The 23,069-nt window shown below is 68.4% G+C and carries 20 protein-coding genes; 10 read left to right on the top strand and 10 right to left on the bottom strand.

The genetic code is table 11. The features are described 5' to 3' along the window. Positions 1-50 precede the first annotated feature (50 nt). Positions 51-1,136 carry an alkene reductase gene (locus QE373_RS09560; protein WP_309685832.1) on the bottom strand — a complete coding sequence of 362 codons (1,086 nt, stop codon included), beginning with the start codon at positions 1,134-1,136 and terminating at the stop codon, positions 51-53. A 194-nt stretch (positions 1,137-1,330) separates the two neighbouring features. Here QE373_RS09560 and QE373_RS09555 point away from each other — a divergent pair, with 194 nt between their 5' ends. The 4 genes from QE373_RS09555 to QE373_RS09540 all read left to right on the top strand — a co-directional run bounded on the left by QE373_RS09555 (position 1,331) and on the right by QE373_RS09540 (position 4,761). After that, positions 1,331-2,089: an SDR family NAD(P)-dependent oxidoreductase gene (locus tag QE373_RS09555; protein WP_309685830.1), complete on the top strand. Its 759-nt coding sequence runs from the start codon at positions 1,331-1,333 to the stop codon at positions 2,087-2,089. 70 nt (positions 2,090-2,159) lie between these two features. Beyond that, positions 2,160-2,609, top strand: coding sequence for an MgtC/SapB family protein (locus QE373_RS09550; protein ID WP_309685828.1), 450 nt, complete (start codon positions 2,160-2,162; stop codon positions 2,607-2,609). A 60-nt stretch (positions 2,610-2,669) separates the two neighbouring features. Continuing rightward, positions 2,670-3,809, top strand: coding sequence for an FMN-dependent L-lactate dehydrogenase LldD (gene lldD, locus QE373_RS09545; RefSeq protein WP_057508630.1), 1,140 nt, complete (start codon positions 2,670-2,672; stop codon positions 3,807-3,809). Positions 3,810-3,969: 160 nt separating this feature from the next. Next, positions 3,970-4,761 carry a CDP-diacylglycerol diphosphatase gene (locus QE373_RS09540; protein ID WP_309685825.1) on the top strand — a complete coding sequence of 264 codons (792 nt, stop codon included), beginning with the start codon at positions 3,970-3,972 and terminating at the stop codon, positions 4,759-4,761. A gap of 12 nt (positions 4,762-4,773) precedes the next feature. On the opposite strand, the gene QE373_RS09535 is transcribed toward QE373_RS09540, so the two are convergent. Further along, entirely contained in the window at positions 4,774-5,403 is a 630-nt protein-coding gene (locus QE373_RS09535) for a hypothetical protein (RefSeq protein ID WP_309685824.1), read from the bottom strand. 166 nt (positions 5,404-5,569) lie between these two features. Here QE373_RS09535 and QE373_RS09530 point away from each other — a divergent pair, with 166 nt between their 5' ends. Next, complete coding sequence (locus QE373_RS09530) at positions 5,570-6,751, top strand: amidohydrolase family protein (RefSeq protein ID WP_309685822.1); 1,182 nt, start codon at positions 5,570-5,572, stop codon at positions 6,749-6,751. 10 nt (positions 6,752-6,761) lie between these two features. On the opposite strand, the gene QE373_RS09525 is transcribed toward QE373_RS09530, so the two are convergent. Then, positions 6,762-7,634, bottom strand: a complete 873-nt coding sequence (locus QE373_RS09525; protein ID WP_309685820.1) for a LysR substrate-binding domain-containing protein — start codon at positions 7,632-7,634, stop codon at positions 6,762-6,764. Positions 7,635-7,761: 127 nt separating this feature from the next. Here QE373_RS09525 and QE373_RS09520 point away from each other — a divergent pair, with 127 nt between their 5' ends. Continuing rightward, positions 7,762-9,228: an amidohydrolase family protein gene (locus tag QE373_RS09520; protein WP_309685818.1), complete on the top strand. Its 1,467-nt coding sequence runs from the start codon at positions 7,762-7,764 to the stop codon at positions 9,226-9,228. Positions 9,229-9,240: 12 nt separating this feature from the next. On the opposite strand, the gene QE373_RS09515 is transcribed toward QE373_RS09520, so the two are convergent. Next, positions 9,241-9,993, bottom strand: a complete 753-nt coding sequence (locus QE373_RS09515) for an ion transporter (protein WP_309685816.1) — start codon at positions 9,991-9,993, stop codon at positions 9,241-9,243. A 216-nt stretch (positions 9,994-10,209) separates the two neighbouring features. Between QE373_RS09515 and QE373_RS09510 the strand changes: the two genes are divergently transcribed. From QE373_RS09510 to QE373_RS09500, 3 genes are all read left to right on the top strand, one after another. Continuing rightward, positions 10,210-10,593: a hypothetical protein gene (locus QE373_RS09510; protein ID WP_309685814.1), complete on the top strand. Its 384-nt coding sequence runs from the start codon at positions 10,210-10,212 to the stop codon at positions 10,591-10,593. Between the two features lie 239 nt (positions 10,594-10,832). After that, positions 10,833-12,518 carry an ATP-binding protein gene (locus QE373_RS09505; RefSeq protein ID WP_309685812.1) on the top strand — a complete coding sequence of 562 codons (1,686 nt, stop codon included), beginning with the start codon at positions 10,833-10,835 and terminating at the stop codon, positions 12,516-12,518. A gap of 65 nt (positions 12,519-12,583) precedes the next feature. After that, complete coding sequence (locus QE373_RS09500; protein WP_309685810.1) at positions 12,584-15,997, top strand: response regulator; 3,414 nt, start codon at positions 12,584-12,586, stop codon at positions 15,995-15,997. Positions 15,998-16,019: 22 nt separating this feature from the next. On the opposite strand, the gene QE373_RS09495 is transcribed toward QE373_RS09500, so the two are convergent. Then, complete coding sequence (locus QE373_RS09495) at positions 16,020-16,670, bottom strand: response regulator transcription factor (protein WP_309685809.1); 651 nt, start codon at positions 16,668-16,670, stop codon at positions 16,020-16,022. Positions 16,671-16,790: 120 nt separating this feature from the next. On the opposite strand from QE373_RS09495, the gene QE373_RS09490 reads away from it, so the two are divergent. Further along, positions 16,791-17,462, top strand: a complete 672-nt coding sequence (locus QE373_RS09490; RefSeq protein ID WP_309685807.1) for a response regulator transcription factor — start codon at positions 16,791-16,793, stop codon at positions 17,460-17,462. Positions 17,463-17,811: 349 nt separating this feature from the next. Here QE373_RS09490 and QE373_RS09485 read toward each other — a convergent pair whose 3' ends face one another. The 5 genes from QE373_RS09485 to QE373_RS09465 form a co-directional block, all read right to left on the bottom strand. Continuing rightward, on the bottom strand, positions 17,812-18,441 hold the full coding sequence (locus QE373_RS09485) for a DUF2968 domain-containing protein (protein ID WP_309689687.1): 630 nt from the start codon (positions 18,439-18,441) through the stop codon (positions 17,812-17,814). A gap of 164 nt (positions 18,442-18,605) precedes the next feature. Further along, complete coding sequence (locus QE373_RS09480) at positions 18,606-20,780, bottom strand: TadG family pilus assembly protein (protein ID WP_309685805.1); 2,175 nt, start codon at positions 20,778-20,780, stop codon at positions 18,606-18,608. A gap of 2 nt (positions 20,781-20,782) precedes the next feature. After that, complete coding sequence (locus QE373_RS09475) at positions 20,783-21,238, bottom strand: DUF3613 domain-containing protein (protein ID WP_309685803.1); 456 nt, start codon at positions 21,236-21,238, stop codon at positions 20,783-20,785. Next, positions 21,235-22,122: a Flp pilus assembly protein TadD gene (locus QE373_RS09470; RefSeq protein ID WP_309685802.1), complete on the bottom strand. Its 888-nt coding sequence runs from the start codon at positions 22,120-22,122 to the stop codon at positions 21,235-21,237. Before QE373_RS09470 ends, QE373_RS09475 begins: the two co-directional genes overlap by 4 nt. Positions 22,123-22,126: 4 nt before the next feature. Next, positions 22,127-23,044 carry a type II secretion system F family protein gene (locus QE373_RS09465; protein WP_309685800.1) on the bottom strand — a complete coding sequence of 306 codons (918 nt, stop codon included), beginning with the start codon at positions 23,042-23,044 and terminating at the stop codon, positions 22,127-22,129. Between the last annotated feature and the right edge of the window lie 25 nt (positions 23,045-23,069).

Here is a 23,069-nt window from a genome sequence, read left to right as displayed (position 1 = left end):
GGACGCAGAAGCGTGACGACAAGACGGTCGTCACCCACCGGCCGGCGTTGCTACAGCGACGGGTAGTCGGTGTAACCCTCCGCGCCGCCGCCGTACAGCGTGGACTGGTCCAGCTGGGCCAGCGGTGCATCGCGGCGCAGCCGCTCCACCAGATCCGGGTTGGCGATGAACGCGCGGCCGAAGGCCACCGCATCTGCGTAGCCCGATGCCACTGCTGCCTCGGCACGTGCCTTGTCGTAGCCGTTGTTGGCGATCCACGCACCGCCGAAGCGCGAACGCAGCGCCGCGTAGTCGAAGGGAATGTTGTCACGGTCACCGCCGGTCGCCCCTTCGATCACATGCACGAAGGCCAGCCCGTCGATCCCGTCCAGCCGTTCCACGGCACGTTCGAACAACGGCTGCGGATTGCTGTCATGCGCATCACCTGCCGGCGTGGTGGGGGACAGGCGCACACCGGTGCGGGCCGCGCCGATGGTGCCGGCGACCGCGCTGACCACTTCGAACAACAGGCGGGTACGGTTCTCGATGCTGCCGCCGTAGGCGTCCTCGCGCTTGTTGCTGCCATCGCGCAGGAACTGGTCGATCAGGTAACCGTTCGCCGCATGGACTTCCACACCGTCGAAGCCGGCTTCGATTGCGTTGTGCGCGGCCCGGCGGTAGTCCTCGATCAATGCAGGGATCTCGTCCAGGGCGAGCGCGCGCGGCGCTGAAACATCCTCGAAACCGTTGGCGGTGAACGTCTTCGCGTCTGCGCGGATGGCACTGGGCGCGACCGGCACTTCGCCTTCCGGCAGCAGGCTGATGTGCGAGATGCGGCCGACGTGCCACAGCTGCAGCACGATCTTTCCGCCGCGGGCGTGGACTTCGTCGGTCACTGCCTTCCAGCCCTGCACCTGTGCATCGGTGTAGATGCCCGGTGTGTCCAGGTAGCCCTGGCCCAGCGGACTGATCTGGGTGGCTTCGGCAATGATCAGCCCGGCGCTGGCGCGCTGCCCGTAATACTCGACCGCCAGCGGCGTCGGGACGCGGTCCGGCAGTGCGCGGTTGCGGGTGAGCGGTGCCATCACCACCCGGTTGGCGAGGTCGATCCCGCCCAGGCGGGTTGCAGAGAACAGCAGGTTGTCATCGGTTGGCATCAAGCATCCTTCATTGGGGGAGGAGGGGCCGTGGCAGGGCCCGTGCGCCGAGCATAGGGCCTGGGTTGTTGCAGCGATGGGAAGGCCTGTTGCACACGCCGTGGACGCATGATGCGGGCGCCTCACGCCGTGCGGCGTACGGTTGTCGGCAACGGATGGACGTCCATCCAGACCAACGCAACAGGAGTCGAGCAATGATTGATTACCAACTCAAGGGCAAGGCCGCGATCGTGACCGGCGGTGTGTCCGGGATCGGCCTGGCCGTGGCGGAAATGCTTGCCGCATCCGGTGCCGCCATCTCGGTATGGGACCTCAAGCAGGAGGCGGTCGATGCCACCACCGAAGCGCTGCGCGGCAAGGGTGTAAAAGCGATCGGCATCGCGCTGGATGTCACCGACGAGGCGGCCGTGGAAGCGGCCGTGGCGCGCACCGTGGCTGAACTGGGCAGCGTGGATATCGCGGTCAACAACGCCGGCATCGCCGGACCGGCCGCGATCAGCGGGGACTACCCCGTGGACGGCTGGCGCAAGGTCATCGACGTGAACCTGACCAGCGTGTTTCTGTGCCAGCGCGCGCAGATCCAGGCCATGCGCAAGGCCGGCAACGGCGGCAGCATCATCAACATGGCCTCGATCCTGGGCCAGGTGGGGTATGCCGGATCGGTGGCCTACGCGGCAGCCAAGCACGGCGTGGTGGGGCTGACCCAGACCGCGGCATGGGAGCATGCGTCCGACCAGATCCGCATCAACGCGGTCGGCCCCGGCTTCATCAGCACCCCGTTGCTGGAACAGATGGACCCCAAGGTGCGGGCCACGCTGGAAGGCCGCCACGCGCTCAAGCGGCTCGGCACTCCCGAAGAGGTCGCCGCGCTGGTGGCCTGGCTGGCCAGCGATGCGGCCTCGTTCGCCACCGGCACCTACTACGCCATCGATGGCGGTTACCTGGCGCAGTAAGCCAACGGCTTTCACGGTCCTCGCACGGCGTTCCGGCCACCTTCACGGTTTGACCAAGGGAAGACGTGCGATGGATGTCAGCCAGGATATCTCCCTGCTGCTGCGGGTGGCGGCGGCCATGCTGTTCGGCGGGGTCATCGGCTTCGAACGCGAACTGGGCAAGCATGCGGCGGGACTGCGCACGCACATGCTGCTGGCCGGCGCGGCGGCGCTGATCGTCGGGCTCGGTGATTCGGTGGCCGAACACTTCCAGCAGGACCAGTACCGCGACCTGCTGCAGGTTGATCCGATCCGCCTTATCGAGGCGGTGGTGGCGTGCGTGGGCTTCATCGCCGCGGGCACCATCATCCGTGGCGCGCGCGATGGCGAGGTCAGCGGCCTCACCACCGCCAGTTCGCTGATCATGTCCGCCGCCGTCGGCATCGCTGTCGGTATCGGCGCGTATGTGATCGCCGCCGGCGTGACACTGATGTGCGTAGTGGTGCTGACCGTGATGCGCAAGGTCGAAAAGAAGCTGTAACCCGGCCATGCGCCGAAAGGTGGATTGCCTGGCGGCGCAGACTGCACCCATAGTCGGGCCATGATCATTTCCGCCTCCACCGACTACCGCGCAGCGGCGCAGCGCCGGCTGCCGCCGTTCCTGTTCCATTACGTGGATGGCGGCGCCTACGCCGAACACACGTTGCGGCGCAACGTGGAGGACCTGGCCGGCATCGCGCTGCGCCAGCGCGTCCTGCGCGACATGTCCGAACTGGACCTGCAGACCGAGCTGTTCGGCGAGACGCTGGCGATGCCGGTGGCGCTGGCACCGGTCGGCCTGACCGGCATGTTCGCCCGGCGCGGGGAAGTGCAGGCGGCGCGCGCTGCGGCCAGTCGCGGCATCCCGTTCACGCTGTCCACGGTGTCGGTATGCCCGATCGAAGAGGTCGCCCCGGCGATCAACCGGCCGATGTGGTTCCAGCTGTACGTCCTGCGCGACCGTGGCTTCATGCGCGATGCGCTGGAACGCGCACAGGCGGCCGGGGTGACCACGCTGGTGTTCACCGTGGACATGCCGGTACCCGGCGCGCGCTACCGCGACATGCATTCGGGGATGAGCGGTCCCAATGCTGCATTGCGGCGTGCCGGCCAGGTGCTGGCGCATCCGCGCTGGGCCTGGGACGTGGGGCTGCGCGGGCGCCCGCACGACCTGGGCAACATTTCAGCCTACCGCGGCAACCCGACCGGGCTGGCCGACTACATCGGCTGGCTGGGCAGCAACTTCGATCCCTCGATCAGCTGGAAGGACCTGGAATGGATCCGCGCATTCTGGAAAGGACCGATGATCATCAAGGGCATCCTGGATGCGGATGACGCACGCGATGCGCTGCGCTTCGGTGCCGACGGCATCGTGGTGTCCAACCATGGCGGGCGCCAGCTGGATGGCGTGCTGTCGACCGCGCGCGCGTTGCCGGCCATTGCCGATGCGGTAAAGGGCGAGCTGAAGATCCTCGCCGATTCGGGCATCCGCAGTGGACTGGACGTGGTGCGCATGCTGGCGCTGGGCGCCGATGCGGTGCTGCTGGGGCGTGCCTTCGTCTACGCTCTGGCCACCCACGGAGAAGCCGGGGTGGCCAACCTGCTGGACCTGGTGGCCAAGGAGATGCGGGTGGCGATGACCCTCACCGGCGCGCGTCGCATCGCCGACATCGGCCCCGGCCTGCTGGTGCGTGCCGACTGAGCACGGACCGGCGCGTAGTGCACGGCGGTCCGCAGCGCACGGCGGTGATCACGTGGGCACTGTCGATGAGTAACGGCAGGCGGTCGTTGCACGGTCCTTGGCCACGGCCGCTGGGCGACGACGCGGTAAACTGCGTGGCCTGCTGCCTTGCTCATGTTTCGTGACCTTACGTTCTGTTTCCCGTTACGTGCTGCCGATCCTCCTGCCGGCCTGCCTTGCCGCCTGTACCAGCATTGCGCCAGCGCCGCCGCCGGCCGCCTCCGATGCGCTGTGGCGGGTGATCCAGCGCGACTGCCGGCCCGCCGACCGGCAACCCGGCTGCCTGCTGCTGGATGAAAGTGCGCTGCACCGGCATGTGCTGGTCAAGGACCATCATGGGGCGTACCAGTACCTGCTGATGCCGCTGGACAAGATCAGCGGGATTGAAAGTGCGGCGCTGTACCAGCCGGGTTCGCCGAACTACTTTGCCGCTGCCTGGCAGGCCCGCCGCTTCACCGAACAGGCGCTGGGCCGGCCGCTGCCGCGGCGCTTCGCCAGCCTGGCGTTGAACTCGCCGCACGGGCGCTCGCAGCACCAGCTGCACATCCATGTCGACTGCCTGCGTGGCGAGGTGGCCGAAGGGGTCGCAGCGCAGCTGGCGGGCCTGGACAGCCAGTGGCGCCCGCTGCCGACGCGGTTGCGCGATCACGCCTATCAGGCACTTTACCTGCCCGGCGAGCAGCTCACCGCCAATCCGCTGCACCTGCTGGAACAACGCGTGGGGCTGGCGGCGATGGGCGAGTGGAGCCTGCTGGTGGCCGGTGCCGAGGATGCCGATCGGGGGCCGGGTTTCGTGCTGCTGGCCACCCGGGTCGACCCGGAAAGCGGCAACGAGGCCAGTGCCGAAGAACTGCAGGACCATGCCTGTGCGGCGCTCACCGGCAGCGCCCAGGCGCTGGAACGCGAACGCTGAGCGGAGCCCGTCTCAGTGCGGCAGCGCGCCCTGCAGGTAACTTTCGATCACATAACTGAAAGGCCGCTGCGCGCCGTCCCGCAGCAGGGCACGGATCTCAAGCACGGTGGCGCCGGCACCGTCGCCGCGCGCGGGCCAGTACGTCTGATCATGCAGGGTCTGGCGCTTGAAGCCGAGCGGGGCGACCACCCGGCCGAAGGGTTCGTCGCTGCCATCGAGCAGGCCGTTCATCGCCGGCGTCAGCAGCGCGGGCACGTACCAGTTGTCCGCTTCGGACAGCACGCGCTGGCCGCAGGCCAACTGCACGCGCCGGTAGCGCAGCGGCGTGCTGGCGCCTACCTGGAGCGCCCTGCGGACGTCGTCGGGGGCATCGCGCTGCACGCCCTGGACCCGTACCGCGCGGACCCGCGCCTTGCCGGCCAGGCCATGTTCGGCGCACCAGGCTTCCAACGTGGCGGTGGCGCTGCGCCCGGCCAGCACGCGCTGGTGCAGCTGTTCCACATGGTGGCGACCGCTGGCCATTGCCGCTGCGATGGACGCTTCCTGCGCCGGATCGGTTGCCGCGAAGGCGGCCACGGGCGCGGCGGCCAGCAGCGAAGCAGCCTGCCAGCGGAGTCGGTCGTTGCGGTCGAATGGGCCCATGGACATCTGGAATAAACGCGTGGCGCCTAGTCTACCCGCTCCCGCAGGCGGCCCGCTGCCGGGGTGCCTGGCAGTGGCGGGATGGATGCCTGCGATGCACCGATTTCATTGGCCGTCCGGCCGCGCGAAGCCGTAAGGTCGGCTGCATTCATCGAAGGAGATCCGCATGACGGCCCTGCATGTCCATGGCGCGGTCGATACCGTCGGCCAGCCGCTGTCGTTCACGATCGAGCACGGGCGGTTCCGCCGCTTCGGTGCCAGCGTGCCGGCCGACGCCGGTGCCGGCGAGGGGGTCGACCTGCGCGGGTATACCGTGCTGCCGGCGCTGGTGGACGGCCATATCCACCTGGACAAGAGTTTCGTGGGCGACCATTGGCGTCCGCACCAGCCGGTCGCCAGCCTGCGCGAGCGCCTGGCCCAGGAAAAGCAGGCGCTGGCGGCTGCCGCGCCGATGGACGTGCGCGCCGAGGCGTTGATGCGGCAGATCGCCGCGCTGGGTACCGTGGCGGTGCGTTGCCACGTCGATGTGGATGCGACCACCGGTCTGCACAACCTGCACGCGGTGCAGCAGGCGCATGCGCGCTGCGCCGACCTGCTGGACATCCAGTACGTGGCCTTCCCGCAGGCCGGGGTGATGTCCTGCGCCGGTACGGCCGCCGTGCTGCAGCAGGCGCTGGCGGAGGGGGTCGAGGTGGTGGGCGGAATCGATCCGCAGGGCCTGGACGGGGACGTGCAGGGACAGCTTGACCTGCTGTTCGACCTGGCCGACCGGCATGGCGCGCGGATCGACGTGCACCTGCACGAGCCCGGCGAGCAGGGCCTGGCGCAGCTGCTGCAGGTGTGTGCGCGGACCGAAGCGGCCGGGCTGCAGGGCCGGGTGGCGGTCAGCCATGCGTATGCCCTCGGCGAGGTGCCGCTGGCCCGTGCGCAACAGGTGGGCGAGGCGCTGGCACGCGCGCAGGTGGCGATCATGACCAATGCACCGGGCGACCGTCCGTTCCCGCCGGTGGCGGCACTGCATGCGCAGGGCGTGCGGCTGTTTTCCGGCAACGACAACATCCGTGACAGCTGGTGGCCGTATGGCAACGGCGACCTGCTGCAGCGTGCGATGTTGATCGGCTACCGGTCCGGCTTCTACACCGATGCCGAGCTGCAGCTGGCGCTGGACATGGTCACCACCCATGCCGCCGCGGTGCTCGGTCTGCCGGCCTATGGCCTGCAGGAAGGCGCGCCGGCGACCTTCACGGCGGTACGCGCCGATCACGGCCCGGCCGCGGTGGCGGGGGTGCCGTCGGACCGTATTTCGATGCGCCACGGGCGCTGGATCCTGCCGCCGCGCACCGCCTGAGCAGGCCCGCTCACCGCGCTTGGCTGTCGACCTGGCGCTTCAGCTCCAGCGCCAGGGCGCGCACGCCATCATCTGCGTTGTCACGGTAGAGGATGCCGATCTCGTAACTGTCGATCACCGGCAGTCCGTGCTCGCCATCGATGATGCGGTGGCCAGCGGTTACCGCGCGCCGTGGCAGCAGGCTGATGCCGATGCCATCGGCCACCGCACCCTGGATGCCGCTCAGCGAGGAACTGGTGAAGGTGATCCTCCAGCGCCTGCCGAGCGTTTCGATCGCATGGATCATCTCATCGCGGTACAGCCCACGCGGCGGGAAGGTGACCAGCGGCAACACGTCCTGGCCTGCGCTGGGCGCGTCCCTGGCGTCGATCCAGTGCATCGGTTCGGGCCAGCAATGCACCGCGGGTCGGCTGTTGCGCCGCTGCTTGACCAGTACCAGGTCCAGCTCGCCATGGTCAAAGCCATGCGCCAGGTCGCGGCTCAGGCCGCTGCTGATTTCCAGCCGGACCTGCGGATTGCCGCGGTTGAAAGCAGCCAGCATGCGCGTGGTGGTCGGATTGACGAAATCCTCGGGCACGCCGAGGCGCAGCGTGGTGGCCACCGTTGCGCCGGCGAGCGCCTGCAGTAGTTCGTCGTTCAACCCCAGCATGCGGCGCGCATAGCCCAGCAGCGTCTGGCCGGCGTCGGTGGGCTGCACATCGCGGTGACCGCGTTCCAGCAGCCGATGGCCGGCCAGCTGTTCCAGGCGCCGCACCTTCTGGCTGATGGTGGACTGGGTGGAATGCAGCCGGCTGGCGGCTGCGGTGAAACTGCCGCAGTCGGCGACCATGACCAGTGCGCGCAGCAGGTCCAGTTCAAACAGTGATCTATTTGCCTGGTTCATCGCTGATATTCAATTATTTTGTTTCCGCATGGATAGGGCGACTTCTACCATGGGCCGCCCGGGCATGCCAGCGCGCACGCCTGCCTTTGTTCCCGCGGCCTGCCTGCCGCGCAACCGGATGCCTGCCATGTTTGCCAGAACCCTGTGCCTGCTAGCCCTTGCGGTGGCCGGCGTACCCGCCGCGTCGGCGGCTTCGCCACAGCGTGCCGACGTGCTGATCCAGCACGCCACCCTCGTTGATGTTGAAGCGGCACGTACCGTCCCCGGACAGAGCGTGGCCCTGCGCGGCGAGGACATCGTCGCCGTCGGTGACGACGCGTCCATGGCCGCGCGGTGGACCGCGACGCGGCGCGTGGATGCGGGCAACCGCTACCTGGTTCCGGGGCTGTGGGACATGCACGTGCACTTCGGTGGTGGCCCGGCGTTGATCGAGGAAAACAAGGCGCTGCTTCCGCTATACATCGCCCATGGCATCACTACCGTGCGCGATGCGTCCGGCGACCTGCCGCAGCAGGTACTGCAATGGCGCGGGCAGATTGCCAGCGGTGCGCTCCAAGGGCCGCGGCTGCTGACCTCCGGCGCCAAGATCGAAGGCCTCAAGCCGGTCTGGAAGGGCACGCTGGAAGTGGGCAGCGAGGCGGACGTGGATGCCGCGATCGCGCAGCTGCGCCGCGACCGGGTGGACTTCGTCAAGATCACCGACAGTACCTTGAAGCCCGAACTGTTCCTGTATGCGGCCAGCGCGGCGCGCAAGGCGGGACTGAAGGCCTCCGGGCACATCCCGATGGCATTGACGGTGGAGCAGGCCGTCGATGCGGGACTGGCGTCGATCGAGCACCTGGATTACGCGTTCAAGGCCGGCAGCCGGGAAGAGGCCGCCATCGCCGCGGACTTCGGGGCCGGGCGGATCGACCGCGCCCAGGCCAACCAGCGCCTGGATGCCAGCTTCGATCGGGACACCGCGATGGCGGCGTACCGTGACTTCGCCCGTCGCGGTGTGTTCGTCACGCCCACGCTCAACGGCGGACGCATCCTGGATTTCCTCGACCAGGACGACCACAGCCAGGATCCGTACCTGGCCTACATCGGGCCCGGCCTGCGTGCGACCTATGCATGGCGCGTGGAGCGCGCCGCCAAGGCCACGCCGGCGCAGGTGCAGGCACGCCACCGGCAGTACCACCAGGTGGCCGCGGTGCTGCCGATGCTGCAGCAGGCCGGGGTGACGATCATTGCCGGCACCGATGCCGGCTTCCTCAATTCGTTCAACTATCCGGGCATCGGGCTGCACCAGGAGCTGCAGCTTTTCGTGCGCGAGGGACTCACGCCGCCGCAGGCACTGGCGGCCGCGACCCGCGCCGGTCCGGCCTGGTTCGGCCAGCTGGGTCGTTACGGTTCGGTGGAAGCGGGCAAGGCCGCCGACCTGGTGCTGCTCGATGCCAACCCGCTGCAGGACATCAGCGCGACCCGGTCGATCAACACCGTGGTGCTGCGTGGACAGGTGCACGACCGGCCCGGGCTGGACGCGATGCTGGAACAGGTACGCAGCCAGGTGGAGGCCTGGGACGCGGCGCAGGACGATGCGCCCGCTGATTGATCGGCGCCGTACTCAGTGCTCGCCGGCCTGCGGCGCGCGGGTCGCCGGGGACGGCGGAAGGGGGGCGTGGCAGGCGCAGCAGCAATTGCCGTGCGCGGGCGGGCGCCCCTGCATCGCACCGGCGAACAGTTCCGCGCCCATGATGCCGGTGGGAAAGGCGATGATGCCGTAGCCGAGCAGGATCGCGCAGCCGGTGATCAGTCGACCCAGCCCGGTCTGCGGGGTGATGTCGCCGTAGCCGGTGGTGCTCATGGTCACCGCGGCCCAATAGACGCCGACGGGAATGCTGCTGAAGCCATTGCCAGGACCTTCCACCAGGAAGATCACCGTGCCCAGCAGCATGACCAGCAGCACCATCACCCCGATGAACACCAGGATCTTCCGGCGTGCACGGGCCAGGGCATGGCGCAGGTGCCGGGTTTCTTCCAGGTAGACCGGCAGCTGCAGGATACGGAACAGGCGCAGCAGCCGCAGCAGGCGCACATCGGCCAGCACATGCAGGCCGGGCAGCAGCAGGGCCAGGAACACCGGCAGGATCGACAGCAGGTCGACCACGCCGAAAAAGCTGCGTGCGTACTGCCAGGGCCTGCGCAGCAGCCACAGGCGCAGCAGGTATTCGGCGGTGAACAGCGCGGTGAACATCCATTCCAGCGTGTGCAGCAGGCGGCCGTGCTGGCGGTGGACGTCGGCCACGCTGTCGAGCATCAGCACCAGCACGTTGGCCACGATCACCGCCATCACCGCCGCTTCCAGGCGGCGTGCCACGTGACCGCGGTCGGCGTGGCATCGTGCGGCAGTGCGGAGGTGCGCAAGCAGGGAATTCATGGCAGGGGAGAGGCGACAGGAAAGGATCGAGGGCGGGCAGCTTGGTGGCTCGAGGCGGAGTGCGGAATACAACAAACACGAAAAGGGGCCTATGCCGCTTTCGACTCTGGGCTGGCATTCATCCCTGCAGCAGCGTTGTCTGCAGGGAGGCGCTCCATGCATGCATCGGTCGGATGGCTGGCACTGGGTATCTGGGCGTGCTGCACTGCGTTGGCCGGTCCGGTCCAACGCTGTGGCAGCGGTGCCGCCGTGCGCTATCAGGACACACCGTGTGCCGCAGGCGAACCGGCGGCGCAGTGGACGGCCCCCGTCACCCACGCACCTGCCGCCAGGCCACCCGCCGTACGGCCGCCGCCGGTGCGGCACAAGGCGCCCCGGCCGGTGCCGGGCCGCAGCGTGCTGATTCCCCTGCAGGCCGATCCGCAGGCCTGCAGCCGCGCGCAGCGCGCACGGAAGAACGCGCTGCAGCGCCGCAGCCGACGCGAATCCTATGTCGAGCAGCGGCAGTGGGATGATCGCCTCAGGGATGCCTGCCGCTGATCCTGTACCCGGCACAGCGATTCAGGCGCGTCCTATGGGGAATGAGGACACGTCCGCCTATCGTGCAGGTCATTTCCCCGGAACCCTGTCGCAACCAGGAACGCCGCGCACGGCGCGGGCCTTTCCTGCCTGCACGCCCGAGCATGATCGCCTGTCTGCGGCCCCTCATCGACCTGTGTCGCCCGCGCGGACGGGGCCGTACTGCGCACCGCCGTGCGCCTGGCCCGGTACGTCGGCTCATGCGCCGTCTGCTGAGGGCGGCCGCGACCGCATCGGGGATCCTGTTGGGCATGGCGTTGGCCATCCCGGTGGCATTCGGCGCTCTCGTTGATGCCGGAGGGCCGGGTGTGCTGGCGATCGCCGTCGCGGCGTGTGTAGTGCTGACCGCTGTGGCCTGGCCGTTGCTGGCCCGGCTGGAGCGAGGCATGCCCGGGACGGCAACGCGGTGGGCGCGCCAGGCCGGCGGAGATGAGCTGTTGTTCCGTTCGCTGATCCAGATGACGCCTTGCGGGCTGTGCCTGGTAGACACCGCACGGGCGCAGCCGGTGGTCCAGAACGAGCTGATGCGCCGCTATGCCGGCGCGGCCGAACGCTGCGGCATGGACCTGTATGCCGCACTGGTGGAGACGCATGTGCGCGCGCGGTGCGCAGGCGGGCAGGGCGGTGATCCGGATATCGTCGAGTTCGAAGTGTCCCATCCTGCGGCGGGCCCGATACCGGCGCGGCACCTGCTGGTCAGCGCGACCCGGGTGGTGCACGCCCAGCGTCGGGTGCTGTTGTGCGTGTTGCAGGACCTTACCGCGCGGGTTGAACTGCAGCAACAGAAGGACCTGCTGCATGACCAGGCCGAAGCCGCACACCGCGCCAGGTCACACCTGCTGGCGGCCATGAGCCACGAGATCCGCACGCCGCTGCATGGCATCCTCGGCCACCTGGAGCTGTTGGCGCGCTCGCGCCTGGACAGCGAACAGCAGGCGCGCCTTCGCCGCATCACCCAGTCCGCCGATTCCCTGCTGCTGATCATCAGTGACGTGCTGGATCTGGTGCGGGTCGAGGCCGACCAGCTGGGCCTGGAGGTGGTCCCCTTCGAGCCGGCCGTGCTGATCGAAAGCGTGGCACTGTTGTATGCGCCCCTGGCGCAGGGCAAGGGCGTGGACCTGGACATGCTGATCGATCCGCTGCTGGCGCGCCATTATTCCGGTCCGATGGCGCGCATCGAACAGGTGCTGCGCAACCTGGTGGGCAACGCGGTCAAGTTCACGCCTTCCGGCAGGATCGAGATCCGGCTGCTGCGATCACGCCGGCCCGGCGCCCTGCGCTGGGAGGTCGCCGACTCGGGGATAGGCCTGGACACCGCACAGCAGCAGAACCTGTTCGAGCCGTTCTTCCAGGCAGACGCCTCCATCGCCGGCCGCTTCGGCGGATCCGGCCTGGGCCTGTCCCTGTGCCGGCAGCTGTGCCGGGCGATGGGCGGGGACATCGACGTGCAAAGCACCCCGGGGGTGGGCAGCGTGTTCGGATTCGACATCCCGCTGGTGGCCGCAGAACGGCCCGGTGACGCCGGCTGCGGGCCGCTGTCAGGCCGTCAGGTTCTGCTGCATTCCCCGGTCATCGGATGGCGTGAGGAGTTGGCGCGCCGCCTGCGTGGCTGGGGCGCCGAGGTGCTGCTGCTGGACAGCGTGGGGCAGCTGGACCTGCAGGGCGACAACGAGCCGTTGCCGCTGGTGGTGTTCGAGCGCAACCAGCGCGTCGCCGGTCCAGCAAGGCCTGCGGGGGTGGGGCGCATCGTGCGGGTACGCAGCGATGGTCCCCTGCGTGCGGCGCGGCGGGAGGGCACATGGCAGGTGTCGGCCTATTCGGCCGCCTCGCTGCTGCAGGTGCTGCTGGACGCAGGCGGCCGCGGCGATGGGGCGCCAGAGGGGTGAACCGATGGCAACCCCCGCAGTGATCGGCTAGATTCGAGCCGCGCAGTCGCGCAAAGGAAACCGGCTTGGATACGTTGCCCACCAGTGTTGCATCGGCCGTGCAGGGACGCTCCCTGTTGTCGTCGCTGCGCCGCCACCAGCGCAGGCTGCTGCTGGGCGGCGGCGGGCTCGTCAGCCTGTTGATCCTGGCAACCCTGCTGGTGGCGGTGCTGTCCGACATCGACGCATTCCATGCTGCGCAGCAGCGGAAGTTTGCCGAAGCGCGCGCATCGGTGGACTATTTCCTGTTCCAGCGCGACCGCGCCTACGCGGCCAACATCAACGGCAGCGAGGCCCTTTGGAACGGGCAACAGGCCCCGCTGCAGGCGCAGGGACGGCCGCTGGCGGACCGCTTCCTGGCCGCTGGCAGCCAACTGGTGGTACGGGCGGAGGGACGCACCGCGGTACCGTGGCTGGTACTGGGCGCGAAGGACAATCCACTGCCTCGACCACAGCTGGACGCCTATCTGGGCATCATGGTCGAGTACTCGGCCTATACCGCATCCACGGTCACCGCATTGCGTGCATCGGGACCGGTCACGATGTACCTCTACGAACCGCAGGGACGCCTGCTGGCGGTGGCCGGGGTGGCTGACGAGGCCCAACTGCTGCGCGCGTTGCGGGTCGGCAGCCGCGAAGAAGCCTTCACCCGGTTGCTGGTCAATGAAGAAAGGGCCCGCGCGATGCGACCGTTGGCGGGGCCGGTGGAAAGTGCGGCGGCCAGTGGCCGGTTGATCTCGCGCTTTGATACCAATCCAATCACCGGGCAGCCGTCGCTGGTCGGCGTGCAGACCTTGCTGCAGGGGCGTGAACCCGCCTTCCGGCGCATCGTTTTCGAGCCGGTCCAGACCATCAAGGCGCGGCTGGACGAGCGCGTATCCGGTGCTTACGCCGTGGTCACCCGTGACGGACGTACGGTGCTGCGCAGTGCCGGGATGCCACGCGATGTCAGTCCCGCGCTGGCGGGGCGGATCGCCGGCAGCGGCGGCGGCGACGGGCGCTTGCACAGGGGTGGCGAGTTCATCGTGCATGGGCCGGTACGCGGGGTGGATTGGACCGTCCTGCACTTCTATGGCTGGGGTGATCTGTGGCATGAAAAAGGTGGGCGGATGCTGGCCCAGGCGCTGGCGTCGGCGGTCATCCTGCTGGCGTTGTGGCTGCTGCTGCTGCGGCTGCACCGGCGCGTGTTCACTCCCGCCCTGGCGGACGCTGCGCGCGTGTATGAAAGCGAGGCGCTGAGCAGGGTGATCATCGATACTTCGCCGGTGGGACTGGTGCTGATCGATCCGTCCAGCGGTGAGCCACTGGTGGAAAACGAACCAGCCCGGCAGATGGCCGCACTGGTGGCCGCCGACGGCGATGCGCTCTACACGCTGTTGGCCACGCATGCGCGTACCGCAGCCGGTGCCGGTGCGGGTGCTGCGCTTGAGTTCCAGTGGAATGCCGCGGGTGCTGCCCGGCATGCGCTTGAACTGCAGGTGTCGATGGCCCCGGCGTCGTTCCGCGACCGGCCGGTCTGGGTTTGTGCCCTGCGTGACGTCACCGCGCAGGCCGAGCTGGAACGCACCCTGCGCGATGCGCGCAGCGATGCCGAACGCGCGCGCGCTGCCGCCGAGTCGGCATCGCAGGCCAAATCCGCGTTCGTTGCCACGATGAGCCACGAAATACGCACGCCGCTCAACGGCGTGCTGGGCCACTTGGAACTGCTCGCGCGCTCACCGATGCAACCGGCGCAGCAGGAGCGCGTGGAGCGCATCCGGCTATCGGCCGATGCGCTGCTCGGCATCATCAGTGACGTGCTGGATTTTTCCAAGATCGAAGCCGGGCAGCTGGACATCGACCCGGTGGCGTTCGAGCCGCGGTCGTTGATCGAACAGTCGGCGCTGCTGTTCTCGGCGCAGGCCCAGCGCAAGGGCGTGAAGCTGTACTACGCACTGGATCCGGCCCTGGACCGCGTGTTCGTCGCCGATGTGCAGCGCATCCGCCAGGTACTCAATAACCTGCTGGGCAATGCGGTGAAGTTCACCGAATCGGGCAGGATCGTGGTCAGGGCCGTGCTGCTGGAGCGCCCGACCGCAGCAGATCCGCTGCTGCGGCTGCAGGTGGTGGACTCCGGCATCGGCCTGGCCGAAGACCAGCTGGCGCAGTTGTTCCAGCCCTTCCAGCAGGCCGACGCCAGCATTTCGCGACGCTACGGCGGCAGTGGGCTCGGCTTGGCGCTGTGCCAGCAACTGGCTCGGTTGCTGGGTGGCAGCATCGGCGCGGAAAGCACGCTGGGCGTGGGCAGCGTGTTCACCCTGGACGTACCGGTGCAACGTGGCCGTGCGCCCGCTGCCGCCGTCGCTGCATTGGCCGGGCAGCACATCACGCTGCTGTCGGCCGCGGCGGAGTGGCGGCTGGAAATCGGCGGACTGCTGCAGCGTGCGGGAGCGGAAGTGACGGTGCTGGAGCAGCCGCCGCTGGAGCCTCACGCCGGCCAGAACGCCACCCTGCTGCTGTTCGGCGAGCGACGCGCGTGGAGCGCCGAGGATGAAGCGGCGCTGGTCGCGCAGCACCGGCACGTGGTGCGTGCCTACGCCAATGGACCGCTTTCGCCGCAAGAGATGCCCGATGGGGTGCATGTCAGCTGCTATGCAGGCCAGACCCTGCTGCGCGCGCTAGGCGCATTGCATGGCGATCTTCCGGCCATCGGGCCCACGCCGTCGGCGTCACCTGTCATCCCTCGTGGCCGGGTGCTGCTGGTCGAAGACAATCCCATCAACCGTGAATTGATCCAGCAGCAGCTGGAAGCGCTGGCGTTCTCCGTGGACACCGCCGAGGACGGGCGGGAAGGCCTGCTGGCGTGGCGGCAGCACGACCACCTGGCGGTGCTGACCGACATCAACATGCCGGTGATGGATGGGTACGCGCTGGCGCGTGCCCTGCGCGAACGCGGCGCGTCCGTGCCGATCCTGGCAATCACGGCCACGGCACTGGCCAGCGAACGCGAACGCTGCCGCCAGGCCGGGATAACCGACCTGCTGCTCAAGCCGCTGAACCTGGAAACACTGGCGCGCGTGCTGCAGCAGCATCTCGGTGCGCTGCCGGACGCTGTCAGCGTCGCTGCAGTGCCTGCGGCGTCCGTCGACGACCCTGCGCCAGGCGCAGCGATGGCGCTTCCCGAGCACCTGCGCCGCACGTTCGTCACCAGTTCCGCTGACGACCTCCAGCGCATCACGCGCGCGCGCGCCGACCAGGACGGGCCGGCGCTGCTGGACCGGGTGCATGCGCTGAAGGGCGTGCTGATGATGCTGGGGCAGCAGGCACTCGGCGAGCGATTCAGCGCACTGGAAGCACAGTTGCGCGACGGCGGAACGGCCGACGCGGCGATGCTGGATGCGGCGATCGAAGCGCTGCAGGCGCTGGTGGACCAGCAGGCGGCGCAGCTGGACGTTGGTTGAACGGTCCTGCTGCGGTGCGCGGTCAGGGGGCCGTCGCCGACAGGCCCAGTTCCACGGCGTATTTGAACAGGTCCGCATCGCGTTCGATGCCCAGCTTGGCCATCCCGTTGACCTTCTGCGTGCTGACGGTCTGCTTGCGACGGTCGAGTTTTTCGGCAATCGCGTTGACGCTCCAGCCGGCGACGAACAAGGTCAGTACTTCACGTTCGCGCGGGGACAGGGCAAGGGTGGGGCGCTGGGTACCGCGCGACGGCAGCAGCGGGGCGATGCTCGGGGAGAGATAGCGGCGCCCGACATGCGCGGCCATGACCGCCGCGGCAATGTGGCTTACATCATCGGCCTTGCTCAGGATATGGCTGATTCCTGCTTCAAACAGCGCCTGCACGATCGCGGCCTGGTCCAGGCCGGTGAACACCACGATCTGCAGTTCCGGATAGCGCTCGCGCAGCATCTGCAGCAGCGGCAGGCCGTCGCCATGCGCGCCACCAGGCATGGCGAAATCGGTGACCAGGACGTCGCAGGGGTGGGCGTCGAGCAGCGTGATCAGCTCGGTTGAATCGGCGGCGGATCCCACATGGACAAGGGCCGGTACCGTATCGAGCGCGGACTCCACGGCCACCCGGATCAGCGGATGATCGTCAGCCACCACGACGTAGATGGAATTATCGGCCATTCTGGACTCCCGCTTTCGTTGTCAGCCCCTGCAAAATGGGGGCGCGGCGCAACTATATGACAGCTTCGATTGAAGGTGGCATATAGTTCCCGGCATACCCTCTCCGCATGGGCTGACAACGTGTCACTTCGCATAGCGATCGCCGATGATCACCCCGTCCTGTTGGCCGGAATCGCCCATCTGCTCCGGTCCGAGGCCGACCTTGACGTGGTGGGCATGGTCAAGGACTCCACCGCCCTGGTCGCGCTGGTCAGCGGACAGGAAGTGGATGTGGTGGTCACTGATTTTTCAATGCCGCATGGGCAGTACGGCGACGGCATCGCCATGTTGCGGTTCCTGCAACGCCGGTTCCCGCAGACCCGCCTGGTGGTGCTGACCGGCATGGAGAGCCCGCTGGTGCTGAACAACATCCTGGCGGCGGGCGTGGAATGCATCGTCAGCAAGAGCGATCCGATCGATGAAGTGCTGCCTGCGCTGCGGATGGCGTGGGCGCAGGGTGCCTATCTGTCGCCGCAGGTGCGCGCGAGGCTGGCACCCGATGTCGGCACCGACGATCAGCAGTGCTTGTCCAAGCGCGAGAAAGAAGTGCTGCGCATGTATGCCGAGGGGCTGTCGGTGATCGAGATCGCCACCCGCATCGGACGCTCGCGCAAGACCATCAGCACGCAGAAGGTGGCGGCGATGCGCAAGCTCGGGCTGGTCACGGATGCCGATGTGTTCCAGTACGCCATCGCCCATGGCCTGGTGAATGCCTCGCAGCAGGCACGCGCCAAGGCGGTCGATGCGGGCTAGGGTTTGGGCCGGGTCCGATTCGCGGCGCATGGCCATGCCTCTATGGTGGCATGCAATGTCGCGGATCCACCGGTGCCGATGTGTTGCCCCTCCCACCTGCCCGTATCGCGCTGATGCTGGCCCGGTTCGCCGAGCTTGATGCAAAAGGTCAGGCTTCCTTCCTGGATACGCTCAACGCCTATCTGTATGCCTCGCCACAGCAACGCACGCGCCTGCGCGACGCTTGGTGCCAAGCCGTGGAGGGCGACCCCGGGCGAGGGCATGGCGCCCTTCCGTGCGAGGAGCCGGCAGGCCGGCCCTGAACGCCGATGGCGCCTTGCGGCGCCATCGGAGGGATACCTGGGCTGGATCAGTCGGCCGGCGGGGTGGGCGACGGCGCCTGGCTCGGCGTGGGCAGCGTGGTTTCCGGATTGCCCTGCTGCAGTTGCAGCTGCTGGATGCGCTGCTGCAGCGTACCGAGCTGGCTGTTGCTGCTCTGCAGTTCGGTGCTCAGGCTGACCGCCTGCTGCTGTGCCTGCTGCAGGGCGGTGCTCACCTGCAGCGACTGCGCACGCTCCTGTTCCACCTGCGCCTGCAGGGTGCGCAGGCGCTCTTCGTTGAAGCTGACCAGGCGTTCGGTGTAGCGCTTGCCGGCATCCAGGCGGATGGTGTCGATGTTGACCTGCGCCAGCTGCTCGGTCTGCTGCACGAACGTGCGGTACACGTGCTCGGCATTTTCGACCGAATCGGTCTTGATCACGCGCCAGAAATTCTTTTCCTGGAACAGCGCCACGTAGTAGTTCAGCGTGCTGGGATTGAACAGCAGGCTGGCACCGTAGTTGCCGTTGTAGGTGGTGCGCAGCTCGGTCAGCTGCTTGGCGTCCATGAGCTGGCGCAGTTCGTCCACCGAACTGCGCGCCACCGGCGCGGTACGTTCGGCATCCGGCACCGGCGTGCGCTCTGCGCGCGCCGCATGCGCGGCCGGCACCGAAAGGATCATCGCCAGTGCAGCCGCCACGACGCGCGTGCGTCGGATGGGCGCTGCCGTCCCTGAGTCATGTCGCATGTATTGGCCACCCACGAGTGGATTAGTGTTGATGTTGATGGTTCCCCATCGGCAGTCTAGCACGCGAAAATCCGCCGCCAATGGCACCCGTGTCGCATTCAGTAGACCAGCTGCGCGCTGTTGCACTGGATCGACTGCACGTGCACGTCGGTGCGGCCCAGCTCAAGCCCGAGCACGTTGGCGAGGGTGGTGGTGAGCAGGGTGCCGATGCCGTTGAGCACCGGCTTGAGCACATCCAGCACGGGCTTGAGCAGGATGCACAGCAGGCCGCGGCAGCTGACCTGGTTGCCCGGTGCAGTGACACCGCTGCCGAGGTACGCATCGAGCACGCCTTCCGGAGCGGTCTGCAGGTAGGACGACAGGTTCTTCTGCACGCAGCTGTTGTAGCCCACCAGGTTGCTGATCAGGCTGTCGCAGCGGTTGATCAGCAGGCCACCGGCGACCGATCCCAGCAGGCCGTTGAGCACGCCCAGGCCCTCGCCGGTCACGGTGGCCTTGAAGCCGTCCCAGACCGGGCCGGTCCTGAAGCAGGTGTTGAGGCCGAGCAGGCTGCAGGCATAAGGGACGCCGTTGGTCAGCTGCCACTCGTCGAACGGTTCGATGCCGTTGTGTGGCTGGGTGCGGCGCAGGAAGGTCACGGTGTCGTTGACGTTGTAGCGGCCGCCGCCGGGATTTGCCGCCTTCAGCAACTGGTCGGCCAGGTTGTCGGCGGCCTGGCTGGTGCTCATGCCGTTGCTGGCGGGACTGAGCAGGTTGGACAGCACGCGCAGCAGCTCTTCGACGATGTGGCTGACGGTATCGCCGATCAGCAGCGGGTTGATCCGGGTGGAGGCGGTCTCGCCGGCCGCCAGCGTGACCTGGTCGCTCGCCTGCAGTGCATCCAGGCTCAGCTTGTCATTGACCACCGCCGCGCCCAGCAGGGTGATCATCTGCTCGTTCTGCAGGGTGGTACCGCACACGTTGCGGGTTGAAAAGCGGTCGGCCTCGGCCACCTTGCCGACGCAGCTGCGCAGTACCGACGCATCCACGCGGATGGTCGCGGTGGGCCGTTCGGCGGTGCACTGCAACGACACCAGCGTGCCCATCGCATTGGTCACATCGGCATGCACCGGCAGCTTGACCCGGATGCCGAGGTTTCCCAGCAGCTGGCCCAACCCCAGGCCGAGGATCCGGATGCCGTTGGTGTCCACGTCGGCCACCACGCGTACCTGGGCGTTGTACGCCGTCGCGCCCACTCCGCCGATGCCGATCGACGGCGGTTCCACCACGCCGGTGCGCACGCTGACCGCCTCGCCGAGCAGGTTCAACTGGTTGATCGAAACGCCACGACCGCCGCTGGCGATGGTGATGCCGGTGGTCAGCAGGTCCAGCGCGCTGACATTGGCCTGCAGTGCACTGGAGGCGCTGCCATCGGGCGTCACGATCTTCGCGAACAGGCCGCTGCCGTTGGCATCGCTGCCAAGCTGCACGGCCAGTGCGTCCAGGTCGAGCCGTGTGCCGAGCGCATTGCGCAGCAGGGTGAGGTCGGCCGCGGCGACGCCGCTGCGTGCCAGGACGCTGGCGGTGGCATCGACCAGCCGTCCGAGTGACACCTTGTGCGCGGCCAGCAGTGCGTTGAAATCGCCGATGCTGATGTTGGCATCCACCGGGATGCCCAGCGCCTGCAGCAGGCCGCCGGGGGTGACGCGTGCCTGGGCCAGCCCGTCGTAGCCGAGCAGGGTGGTCTGGTCCAGGTCCACGCCGACCAGTTTCAGGGTGCTGCCCAGCGGGGTGTTGCCATTGACCCGCAGCAATTGCGAGCCAACGCTGAACACCGCGGTGGGGGCGCTGCGCTTGGCCACGGCCTGTGCGCTGATCTGCGGCAGCGATGCGTTCTGCCCGAACAGCGGCAGCACGCTGCGGCTGGCGGTGACCTTGACTGCGTTGAGCGGATGGCTGGCCGAGGCGCCGGCCACGAAATGGTCGGCGGCCGGATGGGTAGCGTTCCAGCTGCCGCACTGGATGGCCAGGACGCCGACGAAGCGGTTCTGGCGTTCGGCGTTGTTGCGTGCCGCACTGTTGTCGCTGAAGCTGGCGTTGCACAGGTCCAGTCGTTGTGCACCGGCGATCGCCGACAGGTCGGCGACCTTCTGCGCGTCGCGCTTTGCCCAGTACAGGTAGCCGATTTCCACCAGGCCCAGCATCGCTACCAGGCCGATCATCACCAACAGCATCGTCACCGACATGGCGCCGCGTTGCGGGTGCGGGAAGCCGGGCGTACGCGGACGCTGCATGCTCAGTTGCTCCCGCCCGGGGTGCTCTGGCTGACCGTGTTTTCGAAGTATTCGGGGATCTCGTGTTCGAAGCTCTTCAGGTAGCGGGCATAGCTGGCGTGGGCCTGGTCGCCCAGCACCGGCAGGCTGCGCCCGCCCTGCGCGCCGGATGCCTGCAGGTGCAGCAGGTAGCGGGTGGCATCGCCCGGTTCGGGCCGCGCGGCGCGCTGCACCACCGGCGCGACGGGCGCATCGGCGTAGCGCGGCGGCGGCGGCGGCGGTGCGGCATGCTGCGGTCCGTGTTGCGGCAGGGCCTCGCTCGGCGCAGGCAAGGGCGCTGCGGGGAGGGCGTCGGTCGGCGCTGGCACGGTGCGACCGAGCATGTGACCGGTGACCGGCACCTGCTGTGCAGGGGCGACGCCGGTAGCCAGCAGCAGGGACACGGCCAGCCCGTGCGCGAGGATCAGGGAACGGGTCATCGGGTGCTCTCCGTGGCAGGGGTGGGATGGCCGAAGCGTTCCAGCATGGTCGCCGGCAGGGTTGCATCGCCGCGCTCGGCACTGCCCAGCGCAACGGCCGAGACCGCGCGTGGATCAGCGGGCACGCGACGCGGCAGGCTGTCGGCACGTGCGGCGGCCGCTGCGATGGCGGTTGTGGTCTGCGCGGCCGGAGCGGCCGTGGTCGCGATGGCCGGTCGGCGCTGGCGCAGTGCGATGGCCTGGCGCTGGACCTCGGCGCGGGTGGTGTCGCTGACCTTGCCCTGCTGCATCAGGCGCTCGGCTGTTGCGGTGTCATTGCGCAGCAGCGCCCACACCGCCAGGTTGGCGACCGCGCGCGCATCGTCCGGGGCCAGTTCCAGTGCCTGTGCGAGCGGGGCGCGGGCCTGTTCCAACTGACCGGCACGCAACCGCGCATAGCCGAGGTCGCCCAGCACGGCAGTGTCCAGCGGGGTCAGCTGGGCGGCACGTGCGAGCGCGGCTTCTGCCACGGCATCCTGATCGCGCTGGGCGGCGATCAGGCCCAGGCCATGCCACGCCGCAGCGGCCTGCTCGCCACGGGTCAATCCGTCGTAGAGCGTGCCGGCGGCATCCAGCTGGCCGGTGTGGCGCAGCGCATCGGCCTGCAGCAGGCGCAATGCCGGGCTGTCGCCATGGCGCTGGCGGAAGGCCTCGATGTGCGCCAGCGAGGCGTAGTAGGCGCCCTGTTTCTGCATCCGCCTGATCAGGTCCAGGTAGGTGCCACGGGTGTCCACCGCATCGGCGCCGGGTTCGGCCAGGCTGGGCGCTGCCTGGCGATAACCGCCGACGCTCTGCGCGCAGGCGGCGAGGGCGAAACAGGAGACAAGGATCAACGGCCGCAGCATGGCATCACATCCGGGTAAGGGTAGAGGCCAGCGCCATCAGCGCCGGGCCGGAAAGCACCAGCATCAACGCCGGCAACAGGGTCACCATCATCACCACGGTCATCTTCACCGAGAGCTTGCCGACCTTTTCCTTCAGTGTGTGCCGGCGCTGTTCGCGCAGCCGAACGCTGAACTGCTTCAACGGCTCCTGCACCGCGCCGCCATGCGCATGCACCTGCACGATCAGCTGCATCAGGCTGCGCAGGTCTTCGTCGTCATAGGCTTCGGACAACCGGCGCAGCGACTGCGGGCGGCTGCGGCCGAGGCTGTAGTTGATGTTGGCATCGTGGATTTCCTGGCCGAGCACCGGCAGCGCCGGGCGCAGTTTGTCGCCCAGCGTCTGCAGGCTCTGGTCCATGCTGAAGCCCACGCCCTGCAGCAGGCGCAGCAGGTCGATCAACATCGGCAGTTCGTTGCTGACGCGCTTGCGTCGGCGCGCGGCCCAGACGCCCAGTCCCACCTTCGGCAGCAGCAGGCCGGCGGCCAGCGCGCCGATGCTGGTCAGCAGGCCGGCGACGCCTTCGGTGGGGGCCAGCGCCAGCGCCAGCAGCAGCACCGACACCGCCAGCAGCAGGCGCAACGCCAGGTAGATGGCCGTGCCGCTGCGGGTGTTCCAGCCTCCCAGGTCCAGCAGCATGCGGTCCTCACTGGCCAGCAGCGCGCCTTCGATGCGGCTGCCGCTGAACTGCGTGCCGATCGCTTCCAGCCACGCCCATCGGCTGCGCGCGGCCGGCGTGGCCGGCTCACGCGGCTGCAGGGCGGATTGCAGGGTCGCTTCGCTGCGCTGCTGGCGCGAGCCCTGCACCCAGTACGCCACGCCGAGCAGCGCGATACCGGCAGCAAGCAGCACCAGCGCCAGCATCCACCAGGTGGACGGGTTCATCGGTCTGCTCCTGCAGCGGTCGGGA

The organism is Stenotrophomonas sp. SORGH_AS_0321 (assembly GCF_031453215.1).
GTDB classification, from domain to species: domain Bacteria; phylum Pseudomonadota; class Gammaproteobacteria; order Xanthomonadales; family Xanthomonadaceae; genus Stenotrophomonas; species Stenotrophomonas chelatiphaga.
The sequence above is the reverse complement of the archived record's forward strand: the minus strand, read 5'-3'. Positions and strand labels throughout refer to the sequence as shown.